This window comes from Marinobacter sp. NP-4(2019), assembly GCF_003994855.1.
Taxonomy (GTDB): Bacteria; Pseudomonadota; Gammaproteobacteria; order Pseudomonadales; family Oleiphilaceae; genus Marinobacter.
In genome coordinates this window covers 387,867-403,608 of sequence record NZ_CP034142.1, presented here as the reverse complement: position 1 = coordinate 403,608, position 15,742 = coordinate 387,867, and the positions used below count along the sequence as shown (strand labels likewise).

17 protein-coding genes and 2 pseudogenes are annotated in these 15,742 nt (G+C 58.3%); 8 read left to right on the top strand and 11 right to left on the bottom strand.

Going from position 1 to position 15,742, the window contains the following annotated elements; translation table 11 throughout:
* The first annotated feature begins 47 nt into the window (after positions 1 to 47).
* Entirely contained in the window at positions 48 to 1,361 is a 1,314-nt protein-coding gene (locus EHN06_RS01785) for an MFS transporter (protein ID WP_127329622.1), read from the top strand.
* Here the strand turns inward: EHN06_RS01785 and EHN06_RS01780 are convergent.
* The 4 genes and pseudogenes from EHN06_RS01780 to EHN06_RS01765 form a co-directional block, all read right to left on the bottom strand.
* Entirely contained in the window at positions 1,358 to 3,250 is a 1,893-nt protein-coding gene (locus EHN06_RS01780) for a monovalent cation:proton antiporter-2 (CPA2) family protein (protein WP_127329620.1), read from the bottom strand. The genes EHN06_RS01785 and EHN06_RS01780 overlap by 4 nt on opposite strands.
* A 37-nt stretch (positions 3,251 to 3,287) precedes the next feature.
* Positions 3,288 to 4,340, bottom strand: a complete 1,053-nt coding sequence (locus EHN06_RS01775; RefSeq protein WP_127329618.1) for a diguanylate cyclase domain-containing protein — start codon at positions 4,338 to 4,340, stop codon at positions 3,288 to 3,290.
* A gap of 128 nt (positions 4,341 to 4,468) precedes the next feature.
* A pseudogene (locus tag EHN06_RS01770) lies at positions 4,469 to 4,938 on the bottom strand (Mut7-C RNAse domain-containing protein).
* A 119-nt stretch (positions 4,939 to 5,057) separates the two neighbouring features.
* Positions 5,058 to 5,930 carry a sterol desaturase family protein gene (locus EHN06_RS01765; protein ID WP_127329614.1) on the bottom strand — a complete coding sequence of 291 codons (873 nt, stop codon included), beginning with the start codon at positions 5,928 to 5,930 and terminating at the stop codon, positions 5,058 to 5,060.
* Between the two features lie 95 nt (positions 5,931 to 6,025).
* On the opposite strand from EHN06_RS01765, the gene EHN06_RS01760 reads away from it, so the two are divergent.
* Together EHN06_RS01760 and EHN06_RS01755 are read left to right on the top strand one after the other, a co-directional pair.
* Positions 6,026 to 6,925 (top strand): LysR family transcriptional regulator, encoded by a 900-nt coding sequence (locus EHN06_RS01760; protein WP_127329612.1) that lies wholly within the window; start codon positions 6,026 to 6,028, stop codon positions 6,923 to 6,925.
* An 86-nt stretch (positions 6,926 to 7,011) separates the two neighbouring features.
* The gene (locus EHN06_RS01755) at positions 7,012 to 7,206 is read left to right on the top strand and encodes a hypothetical protein (protein WP_127329610.1); all 195 of its coding nucleotides are present in this window, start codon (positions 7,012 to 7,014) and stop codon (positions 7,204 to 7,206) included.
* A 90-nt stretch (positions 7,207 to 7,296) separates the two neighbouring features.
* Here EHN06_RS01755 and EHN06_RS01750 read toward each other — a convergent pair whose 3' ends face one another.
* Positions 7,297 to 7,899, bottom strand: coding sequence for an FMN-dependent NADH-azoreductase (locus EHN06_RS01750; RefSeq protein WP_228257392.1), 603 nt, complete (start codon positions 7,897 to 7,899; stop codon positions 7,297 to 7,299).
* Between the two features lie 113 nt (positions 7,900 to 8,012).
* Between EHN06_RS01750 and EHN06_RS01745 the strand changes: the two genes are divergently transcribed.
* Positions 8,013 to 8,930: a LysR family transcriptional regulator gene (locus EHN06_RS01745; protein WP_127329608.1), complete on the top strand. Its 918-nt coding sequence runs from the start codon at positions 8,013 to 8,015 to the stop codon at positions 8,928 to 8,930.
* Positions 8,931 to 9,006: 76 nt separating this feature from the next.
* A complete protein-coding gene (locus EHN06_RS01740; protein ID WP_127329606.1) occupies positions 9,007 to 9,609 on the top strand; it encodes a GNAT family N-acetyltransferase in 603 nt (200 codons plus the stop codon).
* A 150-nt stretch (positions 9,610 to 9,759) separates the two neighbouring features.
* Here EHN06_RS01740 and EHN06_RS01735 read toward each other — a convergent pair whose 3' ends face one another.
* From EHN06_RS01735 to EHN06_RS21660, 4 genes and pseudogenes are all read right to left on the bottom strand, one after another.
* Complete coding sequence (locus tag EHN06_RS01735) at positions 9,760 to 10,395, bottom strand: glutathione S-transferase family protein (RefSeq protein WP_127329604.1); 636 nt, start codon at positions 10,393 to 10,395, stop codon at positions 9,760 to 9,762.
* A 60-nt stretch (positions 10,396 to 10,455) separates the two neighbouring features.
* Positions 10,456 to 10,827 (bottom strand): VOC family protein, encoded by a 372-nt coding sequence (locus EHN06_RS01730; RefSeq protein ID WP_206075709.1) that lies wholly within the window; start codon positions 10,825 to 10,827, stop codon positions 10,456 to 10,458.
* A gap of 122 nt (positions 10,828 to 10,949) precedes the next feature.
* The gene (locus tag EHN06_RS01725; RefSeq protein ID WP_127329602.1) at positions 10,950 to 11,390 is read right to left on the bottom strand and encodes a GNAT family N-acetyltransferase; all 441 of its coding nucleotides are present in this window, start codon (positions 11,388 to 11,390) and stop codon (positions 10,950 to 10,952) included.
* Between the two features lie 268 nt (positions 11,391 to 11,658).
* A pseudogene (locus EHN06_RS21660) lies at positions 11,659 to 12,176 on the bottom strand (transposase); the annotation flags it as partial.
* A 97-nt stretch (positions 12,177 to 12,273) separates the two neighbouring features.
* Here EHN06_RS21660 and EHN06_RS01715 point away from each other — a divergent pair.
* The 3 genes from EHN06_RS01715 (at position 12,274) to EHN06_RS01705 (ending at position 13,453) form a co-directional block, all read left to right on the top strand.
* Positions 12,274 to 12,525, top strand: coding sequence for a type II toxin-antitoxin system Phd/YefM family antitoxin (locus EHN06_RS01715; RefSeq protein ID WP_127329600.1), 252 nt, complete (start codon positions 12,274 to 12,276; stop codon positions 12,523 to 12,525).
* Positions 12,522 to 12,776, top strand: a complete 255-nt coding sequence (locus EHN06_RS01710) for a Txe/YoeB family addiction module toxin (protein ID WP_127329598.1) — start codon at positions 12,522 to 12,524, stop codon at positions 12,774 to 12,776. The genes EHN06_RS01715 and EHN06_RS01710 overlap by 4 nt, the downstream gene beginning before the upstream one ends.
* Positions 12,777 to 13,264: 488 nt before the next feature.
* Complete coding sequence (locus tag EHN06_RS01705; RefSeq protein WP_228257391.1) at positions 13,265 to 13,453, top strand: site-specific integrase; 189 nt, start codon at positions 13,265 to 13,267, stop codon at positions 13,451 to 13,453.
* Between the two features lie 6 nt (positions 13,454 to 13,459).
* On the opposite strand, the gene bluB is transcribed toward EHN06_RS01705, so the two are convergent.
* Together bluB and EHN06_RS01695 are read right to left on the bottom strand one after the other, a co-directional pair.
* Positions 13,460 to 14,179 (bottom strand): 5,6-dimethylbenzimidazole synthase, encoded by a 720-nt coding sequence (gene bluB, locus EHN06_RS01700; RefSeq protein ID WP_127329596.1) that lies wholly within the window; start codon positions 14,177 to 14,179, stop codon positions 13,460 to 13,462.
* A 40-nt stretch (positions 14,180 to 14,219) separates the two neighbouring features.
* Positions 14,220 to 15,734: a cobyric acid synthase gene (locus EHN06_RS01695; RefSeq protein WP_127329594.1), complete on the bottom strand. Its 1,515-nt coding sequence runs from the start codon at positions 15,732 to 15,734 to the stop codon at positions 14,220 to 14,222.
* Positions 15,735 to 15,742 lie beyond the last annotated feature (8 nt).

Here is a 15,742-nt window from a genome sequence, read left to right as displayed (position 1 = left end):
AATCACGACACGGATGTCCCTTGTAAGGATCAGGAGCCCAGCCGAACATGCCACCACAGACGACCCACGCCCAGCCCCCGGGCGCGCAGGAAGACAAACGCGCACTCTGGTCCTGGGCTTTTTACGATTGGGCCAACAGCGCCTTTTTTACCATCATTCTTACCTTTGTCTTTGCCCAGTATTTCAGCGTGTCGGTGATGCAGGATGAAGTCGCCGGCACCAACGCCTGGGGCAACATCGTGGGCATCTCCGGTGTCTTTATCGCGATTCTGGCGCCGATACTGGGCGCCATTGCGGACCAATCAGGGCGACGCAAACCCTGGTTTATCAGTTTTACCCTGCTGTGCGTGCTTTCATCCGCCATGCTGTGGACCGTGACACCCGATCAAAACCAGTTCTGGAACGCCGCGCTATGGGTAGGCCTGGGCACCCTGGGCGCCGAGTTCGCGTTTATTTTCTACAACTCCATGCTGCCGGACCTGGCCAGCCAGGAACGCACCGGGCGCTGGTCAGGCTGGGCCTGGGGACTGGGTTACGTGGGAGGCGTTCTGAGTCTGGTGGTCGCGCTGTATGGCTTTATCGAGACCGACGCCAATCTCTTCAACCTGGACCGGGACAAGGCCGAACACATTCGCGCCACCTTCGTTCTCGTGGCGGTCTGGTATATGGTGTTCGCATTGCCGGCGTTCATCTTCATCCCGGACCGGCCATCCACTGGCCTGGGCCTGGCGGCCGCCACCCGCGCCGGGTTCGGGCAATTAAAGGAATCCATCGCCCACGTCCGCCAGTACAAGGACATTGTACGTTTCCTGATCGCCCGTATGCTGTACACCGATGGGCTGGCCACCATTTTTACGTTCGGGGGTGTGTACGCTGCCGGCACCTTCAACATGAGTCCTACCGAAGTCCTGCAATTCGCCATCGCCCTCAACGTGACGGCAGGGCTCGGCGCCCTCGGATTCTCCTGGATTGACGACGCCCTTGGCGGTCGTAACACCATTCTGCTGGCATTGGTGGGGCTGGGCAGCAGTGCCCTGGCCATCCTGCTGGTGGACGGCGCCACCGCCTTCTGGATATGGGGCATGATCCTGGGTATTTTCGTGGGGCCGTTGCAGTCCGCCAGTCGCTCACACCTGGCCCGCGTCGCACCACCCCACCTTCAGACCCAGATGTTTGGCCTGTTTGCCTTCTCCGGCAAGGCAACGGCCTTCGCCGGCCCCCTCCTGGTGGGCTGGGTCACGGCAGTCACCGACAGCCAGCGCTGGGGCATGAGCACCATTCTGCTGTTCCTGCTAATCGGCTTCCTGCTGATGCTGACGGTACCGGCAACCGAGACCAAAGAGGTCGAAGAAGCCGCCTAGCGCCCAGCGCTTTCCGGTGCCGCCCACAGCGGCACCTCGTCACGACTGGGCGGCTGCCAGTCCTGCTTCATCACGTGACTGAGAGTGTCTTCCAGCTTCATGAACAGCTCACCGTAACGGGGGCTGAAACTGATTCCGGATTCGATATCTTTCCAGGCTTCGTGCAGTTCCGCCTCATGGGCCTTCTCGTTGTTTACAAAGGCCCAGGTCATCTGGCGGGCACGCAGGGGGTGTACGCCAAACGCCGTAAGCGCCTGTCCGCCCAGCTCCAGGGCGGAATGATAGGTCTCACTGACCACGTCATCGGCGCCCGCGTCCCGCAGGTCGTAGCCATGGCCCCGGTCGAAGGCCCGCGCCAGAATCCAGACACCCGGAAAGTGTTGCTTGACGTGGTGCACCAGGGCCACCGCTCTCTCCCGGTCGTCAATGGCTACCACCAGCAGACGGGCATTGGCGATACCGGCGGTTTCCAGCAGGTCCATCCGGCTGGCGTCGCCAAAGTAACTCTTGATGTTGATACGACGCAGGTTCTCGATCTGGTCCAGCGCCAGATCCAGCGCCACAATCGGAATGTTGTTGGCCCGCAGCAAGCGGCAGACAATCTGGCCGAACCGCCCCACTCCGGCCACAATCACCGGTGCCTGTTCCTCAATGGTGTCGGCATCCCGTTGCTCGTTACGGGCTTCACGATATCGCGGCAGGATCAGGCGGTCATAGGCAATGAACAACAACGGCGTGAGGAACATCGATAGCGCTACCACCAGGGCCAGTACCTGGGCAATGTCCATGGGAATCACCCGGTTCTGCATACTGTAGGTCAGCAGCACAAATCCGAACTCACCGGCCTGGGCCAAGCCCAGGGTAAACAACCAGCCGTCCCGGCCACGGAGGCCAAACAGCAGCGCCAGCAACAGCAGAACCCCGACCTTGACCACAATTACCAACAGCCCCAGCGTCAGCACCGTACCCCACTGCGCCGACAACACATCGAAATTGATGCCGGCACCGACGGTGATAAAGAACAGGCCAAGCAGCAGCCCCTTGAAGGGCTCGATGTTGGCTTCCAGTTCATGGCGGAATTCACTGTTGGCCAGCACCACGCCGGCCAGGAATGCGCCAAGGGCAGGCGACAGGTTCACCACACTCATCAGCGCCGCAATGCCAATCACCAGCATCAGCGCCATGGCAGTGAACACCTCCCGCATACCGGACTGCACCACATAGCGGAACAGCGGCCGGCTCAGGTAGTGCCCGCCCACAATCACCGCCGCCACCGCGCCAATCACAACCAGCCCATGGGCCCAGCCGGGCAGGTCCGCCACCAGACTGAAACTGCCATGGTGACCGGCATCCGCCGAGCCAACGGCGGCCACCTCTGAGATCGCCAGCAAGGGAATCAGCGCCAGCATGGGAATAACGGCAATATCCTGGAACAGCAACACCGAGAAGGCCCCACGACCACCCTCGGTCTTGCTCAGACCTTTCTCATTCAGAGTTTGCAGGACGATGGCAGTGGAAGACAGGGAGAAGATCAGACCCACGGCAATGGTGGTTTGCCAGGGCAACCCCAACCACCAGGCGATGGCCATACCCGCGACAGAGGTCAAGACCACCTGCAGGCCACCGAGGCCCAGCAAGCGGACCCGCATGGCCCACAGGGATTTCGGGTCCAGCTCCATGCCCACCAGGAACAACATCATCACCACACCAAATTCGGCGAAGTGTTGGATTGTGGCGGTTTCCTGGCCCACCAGGCCGGTCACCGGCCCGATGATCACCCCGGCCACCAGATACCCGAGCACCGAGCCCAGCCCCAGGCGCTTGGCCAACGGGACCGCGACAACCGCCGCCAACAGATAGATAAACGCCTGGATAAAGTATTCCGTCATTGGTGCTGTTCCGCTTGATCGATCGGGAGAGATTCCGTCAGGTTAGCGAAGGATCAAACTTTCGGAAACCGTTCTTTCCGGAATGCTTGACTGAATACATCGCCTTGTCGGCCTGGGACATCAGCGTGCCGAAATCGTCAGCGGTACCGGGAAACGTTGAAATGCCGATACTACAACCCACGGTGACTGTCTCCTTGTTCAGCGCTACCGGCTCGCTGACCTGGGCAATAATGCGTTCTGCAAGGGGCTCAAACGGATAAGTGTTGGCATCGTCCGTGGTGCCGTCCACCAGAAAGGCAAACTCATCGCCCCCCACCCGCGCCACCATTTCACCCGCCCGCTGGACCTGCCGGAACCGTTCCGAGATCACCTGCAGCAGGTGGTCCCCCGCCAAGTGTCCATGCCGGTCATTGACCTCTTTGAAGCCGTCGATATCAACCAGGTAAAGCACCACTTCGCCTGTCTGGTTCCGACGTTGCAGGGCAATGGCACTCTCGAGACTTTCTTCGAATGCCGCCCGGTTGTGCAGCCCCGTCAATGAGTCGTGGGAAGCCTTGTGAAGGATTTCCGCTTCCTTGCGACGGTCTTCGGTGATATCGCGGGCAATCGCAAACAGTTTGGTTGTGACGTTGGTAATGGCGGGACAGTACCAGGCAATCCAGCGCCAGCTTCCGTCCTTGGCCCGATAGCGGTTCTCAAAACTGACACTGTCGTACCCGGCCCCCAGCCCCTCCAATTCCCTGGTCGTTCTGGTCACGTCGTCCGGATGGACAAAGTCCACGAAAGGGCGGGACAACAACTCTTCTTTGGAATAGCCCAACGCGTTGGCGAACGCGGCATTCACCCGCTTGAAGTAACCATCCAACCCGGCAATGCACAGCATCTGAACCGAATGTTCGAAGAACCACTCCCACTCCCTCAGGCTTCGGTGGTACCTCTCCAGCTTGCTGGACAGCTGTTGCTTACAATCCAGCAAATCCTCACGTTCCTGCTCCAGCACTCTGAGCCTGGACTCAAGGCGCTCCAACCGCTCAGCCTTTTTCCGCAACCTGGCGATAATCTTGTTATCTGGATCATTCGCCGTGCCCATAAGCGCAGCCTCCGTACAACAACCTCCACCCGCCAGGAGTCATCGCCAGGCGCGAAAATGTGAAAGCTCACATTTTCAACATAGCACTCGCCCATCGAATTGTGAACATTCGTTCATGTTTAATACTACTAACCATCAGAATCCATTCTGCAAGGGTGCCGCCAGGCGTTCATCGCTTCCAGCTGGCGGCGCATTTGCCGTACATGGCTGCCATCCCAGTAGAGTTGGCGACACGGGGTACAGACCCACACTTGTTGTGCCCCCGCCTGGAAGCGCGGGGATGGAAATGCTGCATTTCCCACTCGCTGGCTGTATGAAGCGGGGTATTACAGTTCTTGCAGCGACTGAAAGGCGCGAAGCACCAGTCCAGATCCAGCTTGAGGGTCAGCTCCCGCAGATGCGCCTGCTCATCCTGACCCGCCAGATAAAGAACGTATAATGGGGCGCAGGCAAAATCCAGAAGGTCCGCATCCGCGGTGACCAGCCAGCGCTGCTCAGCACGAGCCTGATCCATCAACTGCCGGTCTGGCGAACCCAGAACGGGCATGGACGCATCGTAACCGGCAACACGTAGCCATTGCGCCAGACCATTCAACATCTCGTCGCATAGAAAACGCAGCGGTGCCAGTGAACACAGGCTGCCTTCAATCACTTTCATGAAATCCTGACCGAAATCTGCTTTGCCCCCTTCAGCTTAGCTGTTTTCAGCGTCGGGCTTCAGCCTTTAGGGACGTATGGCCGCACATCCCAGCAGAAATAACGTTTCAGGACGCTGTTCGCTTCCTGTTCTTTCTGACGCCAGCCGTAAACCTTGGGCTTACTGGTCTCAATCGCGAGGGTGCCAAAGACCAGCCAGTCATAAATCGCCAGTGTGGAGGTCACATTCTTGGCTGAGTTGGGACCACGGGCGTGGTGGTGATGGTGTTGGGTCGGGAACACCAGAATATGAGCCAACGCCCACATCGTCTTGCGCACCCAGGCCCAGCGGTGATTATGGAAATACAGATCGTAATTCCAGTTGACGTGGGTATGGGCCGCCCAGAGGCCCTTGAATGCGGTCGCAATCAGAAAGACATCCACCAATCCCAGGTAAAGGCACAGCAGCTGGAAGGTGTAGTTAGGCATGATCAACCACCAGGCCCACCCGTTGACGAACGTTTGCGTCACCGACAGTTGCCCCTTGTTATCCAGACCACCGGACATGTGGTGCGGCCGGTGACTCATCTTGTAGAACGCCTGTATCCACTGGAGGACCCTGTTGTTGGGGCGGCGCCGGTGCGCGAACAGGTGGAAACTGCCATGGATGAACTCCTCCACGCAGAAAAAGACAATCAGCGTCGGCCAGAAATACGCCTGCTCAAGCCACGCCAGCGAACCGGCGCTGCCCGGAATCAGCGTTGAAAGGACCAGTGTCAGCACCAACAATACCAGTGGTCGCTGAACCGCCACCATCATGAACGTGGCGAGAAACGCCATCCGCCAGTCCTGCTTGCTCTTGCGCCCCTCGCGGGTGCGGCCACTGACGACCTCCCAAAGGGCGGTCAATACGATAAAAGACGTTACCAGCATCGTCAGTTTTTGATCGTCCATTTTTGTTCTCCCAGACAGTCAGTGCAGGTATGCACTTTCGACCTTAATGGCGCCCCATATATTTTCCTATTCAATATTTGGTATAAGTATTATCCATGAAGCTGAACTTACGAAGTGTCGACCTCAACCTGCTGCCAGTGTTCGATGCCATCATGGACGCCGGCCAGCTCTCCCGTGCCGCCGAAACCCTGGGCATGAGTCAGCCGGCGATCAGCGCTGCCCTTCAGCGCCTACGCCATACCCTGGGCGACCCCCTGTTTGTGCGCACACGTCAGGGCATGCTGCCGACCCCACGGGCGCGGGAACTGCACGACAGCCTCAGCCAGCAACTGGCCGCCATGCGTGACACCCTGGACCCGGCCAATCGCTTCGTGCCTGCCACCAGCCAACGTCACTTTCGTGTGCTCAGTAATGACTATTTCGAGATGGTGATATTACCCCCGCTGCTGGCACGCCTGCGGACAGAGGCACCGAACGTGGTGGTGGAAGTGGCACTGGCCGGAGACGACCTCACACAGACCCTCGGTACCGCCCAGGCCGATCTCGCCGTGGACGCCTTTGGCCCTGAAAACGATCAGTTACACCGCCAGGTGCTGATGGGGGAACGGTTGGCCGTGGTTGCAAGGCAGGGGCATCCCACCCTGCAGGGCAATTGCAGTAAACAGCAATTCCTGGATGCCGAACACGTGGTACTACCGGAGCGGAACCGCCGCCTGCCGCTGGATCAGATCCTCAATGAACCGGGCTGGCAACGTCGTGCCGGTGCGCGGGTCACGCAGTTTGCCAGCATGCTGGCCACCTGCAGCCGATCCGATATGATTGCCACCGTCCCCCTGCGCCTGGCGCAACAATACGCCCACGCGCTGGGGCTTCAGACCCTGCCTTTTCCCGCCGATATTCCGCCGTTGCCGGTATACCTGCTATGGGCCCCCGTGCTGGACAACGACCCTGCCCACCAATGGTTTCGCCAACGATTGATGGAGAGTGTCATATGATTGAGCCACATCACTTTCAACAGTCCGAGATGTGAGCCATAGTTAACGTATGAAATCGCAAAACGCGAGCGGCAAGGAGAACAGTCATGAGTGAAGAGGAGTACAAGCAGCTTCACCCTATACTCCATGAGGTTACAAAAACCTACGTGGATCTCTACACCAATCGTCCCAACGAGAAGAATCGCGAGAAGCTGATCAAACTGGAGAAGCTTTTGCACGAACACCTGGAGAAGATCCAGGCAGCGGCCAAGGAAAAAGACAAGGAAAAGGACAAGGACTGAATGTCGTTACAGGTGGCCAGGAACGGAGGCGCGAATTGCGCCCACCATTCCTGGCCCAGATCCCGATAGCGAGGATGGTCCGACTGAGAGTCAGGCCGCCAGCAGTTCGGCAATCCTGTCATTTGCTTCGGCAAGGCTCTTGTCACGTGTCTCATCACCGATATTCAGCCCTTCGGCATGAATGATTTCCACGTCGGTGATGCCCACGAATCCGAGGTACTGGCGGACCAGTGCAGTCTGGGCATGATCATCACCGTAAAAACCACCCCGGGTGATAAACACGTAGGCTTTCTTGCCCTGCAGCAACCCTTCCGGCCCCTGCTCGGTGTAGCGGAACGTCACCCCGGCCCGCGCAACATAATCCATCCAGGCTTTGAGCACCGAAGGAATGCTGAAGTTGTACATGGGGATACCCAGCACCAGCACATCGGCTTCCTGTACCTCGGCAATCTGCTTGTCAGCAAACGCCACCATCTCCTGCTGCTCCGGCGTACGTTCAGCCTCAGAAGTCATCAGCGCCCCGAGCCGTGCCTGATCCAGGTGGGGAATATTCTCTGTCGCCAGGTCACGACTGATCACACGGGCATCTTCCTGCTGTGCCTGCCAGCGCTCGACAAACTGTTGAACCAGTTGCGAGGACTGACCAGCGTCTTCAAACAGGCTACTCTGAATCTTCAATAATGTTGTCATCATCTCTCTCCTGCGTTTCTGCCTATTGGGAACGGGAATGAGAGAATTAAAACATTGATTAATTAGATTCTATAGTTCAAAGTTTAGCCCAATTCTATCTAATATTTTGATCATATATGGAGCGCCTTCCTTCCCCCCATATCACCCTGGAGCAATGGCGTTGCCTGGTGGCGGTCGTGGAAGCCGGCGGTTATGCCCAGGCGGCCGAAAAACTGCACAAGAGCCAGTCCTCGGTGACCTACGCCGTGCAGAAGCTGGAGCGCCTGCTGGATATCAAAGCGTTCCAGATGGACGGCCGACGGGCCATTCTGACCCCGGCGGGTGACATGCTCTACCGGCGGGCCCGACAATTACTGGAGGACTCAGCCAACCTTGAAAGGGCGGCAGGCAAGGTGTCGGCCGGCTGGGAAAGTGAAATCAATATTGCCGTGGAGGCGCTTTACCCCACCTGGTTGCTACTGGAGAGTTTCGACCGTTTCGGCAAAGAAAGCCCCCATACCCGCATCAACCTGTACGAAACCATCTTCCAGGGTGGTCCGGAGCTGCTGCTGTCCGGTCAGGTGGAGCTGGCCATCCTGCCCGAAGTGCCGGCCGGCTCCAATGGCAAGGCGCTACCCCACACATCCCGCATTGTCCCGGTCGCCCATGCCGACCACCCCCTGCACCACCTGGGCCGCCCGCCAACCCTGAACGACCTGCGCAAACATCGCCACCTGGTGGTGCGTGACACCTCACAACAACGCGATAGCCGCACCTCTACCGTGGACGTGGCGCAACGCTGGACCGTTTCCAATATGGCCACCTCCATTGGCGCCGTCTGCCGCGGTTACGGTTTTACCTGGCTGCCAGAGGATAAAATCCGGCATGAACTGGCGTCGGGTCTGCTGAAACCCTTGCCCCTGGGCGATGGCGATGCCCGTTTTGCGCAACTCTATCTGATCTTTCATGACCCCAGCCAGATCGGCCCCGGCGTCAGACGCCTCGCGCAAATTATCGAAAAAGATGCGCTGCAGGCCGGCTGCAATAAAACATAAGGCCGCACGGTAAATGATTGAATCATCGTGTCACTGGTAGAATAGCGCCAATCAACACCGGACAAAGAGGCTAGCAATGACGCCAAATTACCTGCGCACCCAGGTTGTAACCGGCAGCGAGTTGGATCCTTGGCTCCAGGCGGTGGCTGAGCTGCGCATTCGAGTCTTTCGCGACTTCCCCTACCTCTACGATGGCTCGCTGCAATACGAGCGCGATTATCTGAAAACCTATGTGGAGTCCGACACAGCGATCTGCGTATTGGCCCTGGACGGCGACCGGGTCATCGGCGCCTCGACGGGTTTGGCCATGACCGACGAAACCGAGGAGTTTCGCCAGCCGCTGGTAGAGGCCGGGCTGGATATCGATTCAGTCTTTTACTGCGCCGAGTCCGTGCTACTGCCGGACTACCGCGGCCATGGCCTGTATCGGGCCTTTTTCGAGGAGCGGGAAGCTCACGCCCGCCAGCTGGGCAAGACCCTCAGCGTATTCTGCGCCGTGCAGCGGCCGGAGAACCACCCACTGAAACCGACGGATTACCAGCCGCTTGATCCGGTCTGGAAACGCTTTGGTTACCAGCCAATGCCGGAGATTCAGGCAACCTTTCCCTGGAAAGACATCGACCAGCCTGTCGAGACGGATAAGCCGCTGATGTTTTACCGGAAATACCTGGACCGTTGAGGGTGCTGCTGTAAAAAACCATATCAGTTCGAATCATATCAACGCCTGAGCTCAGGGGCGTTTGAGGCGGCGGCCGTTTTTGCGGTAGTAAAAATGGGCGACGGGTCAAAAGTCCCCTGCAGCGACTCGTTGGGCGGCCAGGGCACGGACTTAACCCCGTATTTCATCGGCCCGCCGGAAATGCGCCATTTGGTCCGTGAACGCTTTCCTGAATGCCGGTCGGTCTGTCACACGTGCTACGTAGGCTTCGGTTGCACTTCGGTCGCCGAAAGCACGCACTTTCGGCACGCGCAGCACATCAGCCATTAACAGATCCGCAATCGTGAACTGGTTGGCCGCGAGCCAATCTCGCTCGCTCAAAACTTCCTCTAATTGATCAAGACGCTTACCCATCCACCCCGCGAGATCATTTTCTGCGTCACCAGACATCGTCAAAAACCACCAGGGCACGCTGACCATTTCGATCGAATTTAGTGCGGCAATCACCCACTGCAGCGTTTGAGCTTTTCCAACAGCCTCAGTAGGCATCAATTTGTCACTCTTCTGGGCGAGGTGCAGAAGACACGCACCGCTTTCGAACAGCTGTAATTCTCCGTCGCTCAGAAAGGGAACCTGGCCAAAAGGCTGTTGCGTAAGATGATTGGTCTCGCGGTCATCAAATGGCACCGTTTTTACTGCATAGTGAAGTTCTGCCTCCTCGCACGCCCAGCGCAACCTCAGGTCCCGCACAAATCCGCGGGGACCCTCGGGCACCCAGTCGTAGGTCCAGATAGTCAATTCGGTCATTCTCTAATCCTCTCGATAAGCCGCCCAGCGTGTCCGCTCGCGCATAGGTGCCTCTATGAGTCAGTTTGATCCGATCACGATCCCATTGCCCTCGCTATCGCGGAACTGCGCGAACGTCTCGCTCGGGTTCCACGGTGCTGTGGTTGGTGGTTTTGTAAAGTGGACGCCTTTCTTATTCAGTTCCTGGTACATCGCATCAACGCTATCCGCGATGAGAACCAAACGCGGCGTATCCTCATTGCCTTCATCCTGCCGCTTTGTAAACATGATCCGGGTCTCAGCGCCCGGGATCTCCAGCTCAATCCAGCGCCATTCCCCCATATACGGCGCGTCCTGCGCGACCTTAAGACCGATCTTCTCTGTATAGAAGCGCAAAGCGCGATCCTGATCCATCACGGGTAGTTCAGCAAACTTGACGAACTTGAGCATCATTGCCTCCTAATTCTTCTTCCGCCCAGCACTCAGGCGGCTCGGCCAGCTTTGGAGCGCCAGCGGAGAGACCTCTCCGCGTTTAAACTGTTCGCTTCATACACATTAAACCACTCGCCTTAATCTTAGAGTCTCCACTCGAATTCGGCATAGGACTCACCCTCCAACTTCGCACCAGTCGCCTCAAAGGCGCGACGTGCTGCCACGTTCATCACGTCGGTGCCTGCCCAGATTAGCCTCACTCGGTCCTCTTGGCCGCATTCGATGAGAGAGTGGATGAGCGTGGTGCCAACGCCTTTGCGGCGATGGTCGAAGCGAACCTCAATGTCATACAGGTAGATCAACTCACCGCCCGTGACGACATCAGGGAAACGATATGCGCTCAATAAGCCGACAGGGTCACCATCCGCCTCGGCAACGACCAAATAACAGCGCGAGTCACCAAGAGCCTGGGCAATCTCTCGTTGGGACACCAATGGTCCTTCACGATCTTCTTCCGCAACAACCACTGAAACAGCCCTGGACCAAAGACTCTCTTCACCTGATGTAAGTCTATGAACTTTCATAGTTTAAGCCGCCCAACGAGGCTGTAGAAAAACTCGATTTCGAGCCGTCCCCAGCGCCTGTTATCTAAAATTTTTATAGCGGCCATCAGCTAGCTGATTATCGCCATTTCAATGTTCAGCCATCAGTTTCGGCCCTTTGACGGTCACAGTGCCGGTATTACTGGCATTCAGCGGCCACATTTCTGGCCTTCCACTCTTAGCATTACGCCGCCAACCGCCCGTAATTCGCCAGCTTTTCAATATTGTGCACCAGGCAGTATAGCTGCCACTGGCCCTCGCCAAAGGCCTGGGCGTCGATGATGACCTGGTGTTTCTTGTCCACCGTGGCCACGCCGTTGTAGCCCTGGATCGTGCCCTTGCTGGTGGTCATCTTGGCGCTTTCGTTATCGGTGAGGTTGCTCTTCACTTCCTTGCTCCGCTTCCCCCGGCCCATCCGTGGGCGGTTCGTCTTTAGGAAGCGGTCCACTTTCTTCGCGGCCTCATCCAGCGAGAGGATGGTCTTGGCTCGTCGGATGTCCCGGTCCAGCTCAGCTTCGGTCTCTGCCTCGTCCCGCTCGTAATGGGCCTTGAGGTGATAGCGAACCAGGCCTCGCAGCACCACTGCATCTCGCGACTGGACGTGATGCCCTTGGAGTAAGCAAACAGGATGATCTTGAGCAGGATGGCCGGATCGTAGGCCAGCCGGCCGGTGTCTTCGTTGCGATACTTGGGATGGAATACCGCCAGGTCCAGCTTGTGCTCAATCAGGTAGTGCACCGCATGTTCAAAGGTGCCGGGCTGGAGCTGCGTAGCGGCGGAAAACCGGTCGCTGTGCAGCCGATTGTTAAATCCTTTTGCGTACGGTATCCTGACCATGATCAATATCCTGTACAGGAGCAACTTTATGGATGCCATTAGCTACACAGCCGCTAGAACCAATCTAGCAAAAACCATGGAGCAGGTCTGTGAAGACCATTCCCCTGTGATCATCACCCGGAGCAAGTCGCCGTCAGTGGTAATGATCTCCCTGGAGGACTACGAGGCGCTGCAAGAAACTGCATACCTTCTGCGCGCACCAAAAAACGCACGGCGTTTGCTGGAATCCGTTGCCGAGCTGGAGCAAGGCGGCGGTCAAGAAAAGGAACTTCTTGAATGAAACTCATCTTCTCCGAGAACACCTGGGAAGACTATCTGTACTGGCAAAAAACCGACAAAAAGATCCTTAACCGAATCAACAAGCTGATCAAAGAGACCAAGCGAGAACCGTTCGAAGGTGTTGGTAAACCAGAACCCCTCAAGCACAGCCTGGCCGGCTACTGGTCCCGGCGAATCAATGATGAACACCGAATGGTGTACAAAGTCACGGATGACGCTTTGCTTATCGCCCAGCTCCGGTATCACTACTGATTTAACGCTTTTGTTCAGCGGTGCCCTTGTAGCGCAGCGAAAAGGGCATCCGGTGGAGGGCCTCATGGCCCGGAACGAACTGCCACAACTGGTTAGGCATTACTCAATTTCCAGCACCGCACGGGGCGACAGGCAGTTGGCCTGCTATAGTTCGCTGCCAATCGGTAGCAACTTCCTTGGAACTGAATGTCCCTTGTAAATCCCCGCTAGGAATTGGCACCCAGATTGTCGACCTCGAAAACTCACGATCACCGACAACAATGCGGACCGTTTTGCCGATATTTGCTTCCGTGAGAACTCCCAAACTTTTGGTACCAACTCCTGTTAATTTGACGAACACCGGCCAGCCATGATCTGTCTGCTCCCCAACTACAGATTTCTACAAACTCACCCAGTTCATGGTCGCATCGATCATTTTTCCAGTTGCCAACGCCACAAACCCTACTTGAACTGTACGTATATACAGCACCAAAAAAGGACTTGTATTCATGGATGACATTCCAGTCCCACTACCAGCTATCCCAACCCGGTTCATGGATCGTTTCCGTGCATTCATTCGCGCCCGGCACCTGGCCTATCGCACCGAGAAAACCTACTGCAACTGGGTGCGGGAATATATCCAGTTCCACAACAAGCGCCATCCGGAAACCATGGGGTCGGAAGAGGTCAATGCCTGACCGTCCTTAGTTCCGCTCCTGTTCTTTTAGTGCCGCTAGTGCTGCCTTCAGCTCAAGGTTTTCCTGGGGCTGCCCCCAGCCATTGCCATGCACCAGTTCCTCAATCGGTAACCGTGAGCGCCAGCCCTTGGCCTGCAGTTCCGGCTGGTCCAGAAATTCGCTGACATAGCCCAGGCACAGGTACGCCAGCGGGTAGACCTGTTCCGGCAGGTTAAGGGTGTTGGCCAGCTTCTGCTGATCCAGGATGCTGACCCAACCCACACCGATGCCTTCGGCTCGGGCGGCCAGCCACAGGTTCTGGACTGCCAGGCAGGTGCTGAACAGGTCGGTTTCGACGATGGAGTTGCGGCCCAGTACGTGGGTGCCGCCGCGGCTGCGGTCGCAGGTGATGCAGAGGTTGATGGGGCTTTCGAGGATGCCCTGTAGTTTCAGGCTCCTGTATTGGGTGTTGCGCTCGCCGGTGTAGTTGTCGGCGGCCTTGCGGTTTTCCTCTTCGAAGATGTCGAGGACGGACTGGCGCACCTCGGTGCTGTCGATGACGATAAAGTCCCAGGGCTGCATAAAGCCCACGGAGGGAGCGTGATGGGCGGCGGTGAGCAGGCGGGCCAGAACGTCTGCCGTGATCGGGTCGGGCAGGAACTGGGAGCGGACGTCACGGCGTTCGTGGATGGCGCGGTAGAGGCCCTGGCGCTCTTGGTCGGTGAAGGGGCGGTTGGGGTTGGTCATTGGTTTGGGGTGTCCTGGTTGGGTGTCGGGTTACGCTGCGCTAACCCGACCTACGTTTGGTTCGGTCGTCTGCGTTGGTGGTTTGTTTGCCCAGGCCTAGCAGGTTGCGTAGCCAGTCCGTGTCCAGATGGTCTTCCACCAGGTCGGCCAGCCGGTCGAGTTGTTGTTGGCGGTGTTGCTGGTAATTCACGGCTTCACCGGCCAGATCTGTGGCGGCATCCAGGCCCGCCCAGCGCAGGATCGCGGTGCAGGCTTCGGGTTGATCGAAGATGCCGTGAACGTAGGTGCCCGCTACCAGACCATCGTCACTGATGGCACCGTCCGGTTTGTCGTCCAGTTCTGCCATGGGTGATGACAGGGCCGGGCCGGTGGTGACGCCATTGTGCATTTCGTAGCCGGTGAAAGGGGCTTTATCCGGGTCGATGGCGAGGGTGCCGGCCACGTTCTTCAGCTGTTTGCCGGCCACCATGCGGGTGGTCATGTCCAGAAGGCCCAGGCCTTCGGTGCTGCCGGCTTCGCCTTCCAGTCCGTCCGGGTCTTGTACCTCGCTACCCAACATCTGAAAACCACCGCAAATGGCGAAGACTTTGCCACCGTATCGCAGGTGCCTGCGGATCGCCTGGGGCCAGCCCTGGGCCTTCAGCCACTGCAGGTCGTGGCGGGTGCTTTTGCTGCCGGGCAATAAGATCAGGTCCGCCGGGGGGATGGGCTGGTCCGGGCCGATAAACTGGAGGTTCACGCCGGGGTGCAGGCGCAGGGGGTCAAAGTCGTTGTGGTTGCTGATGCGGGGCAGTACCGGGACGATCACGTTCAGCGCGCCAACCTCGCTGCTGCCGCTGGTGCCCACGCTGTCTTCAGCGTCGATCACCAGCCCGTGCAGGTAAGGCAGCACACCGGTCACGGGTTTGCCGGTGCGTTCGGCGAGCCAGTCCAGCCCCGGTTCCAGCAGAGCAATGTCGCCCCGGAAGCGGTTGATGATAAACCCCTTGGTGCGTGCCCGTTCGCTGTCGGACACCAGTTCCAGGGTACCGACCAATTGCGCGAACACGCCGCCCTTCTCGATATCACCAACCACCAGCACGGGGCAGTCCGCCGCCTCGGCGAAGCCCATGTTGGCGATGTCATTGGTGCGCAGGTTGATCTCGGCGGGGCTGCCGGCGCCTTCGGCGATGATCACGTCGTAACGGGCGCTCAGGGCACGCCAGGCCTCCATCACCGAGTTCATCGCCTCGGCCTTGTAGGCGTGGTAATCCAGCGCGTCCATGTTGCCGTGGACCCTGCCCCGCAGGATCACCTGGGCGCCGCAGTCGCTCTGGGGCTTGAGTAGCACCGGGTTCATGTCGCTGTGGGGCTCCAGGCCACAGGCCAGGGCCTGCAGGGCCGTGGAACGGCCAATCTCGCCGCCGTCGACGGTGACGGCGCTGTTCAGGGCCATGTTCTGGGGTTTGAACGGCGCCACGGACACGCCCTGGCGCGCCAGCCAGCGGCACAGGGCGGCCACCACCGTGGTCTTGCCGGCGTCGGAGGTGGTGCCCTGTATCATCAGTGTGGTCATGGGGTCCG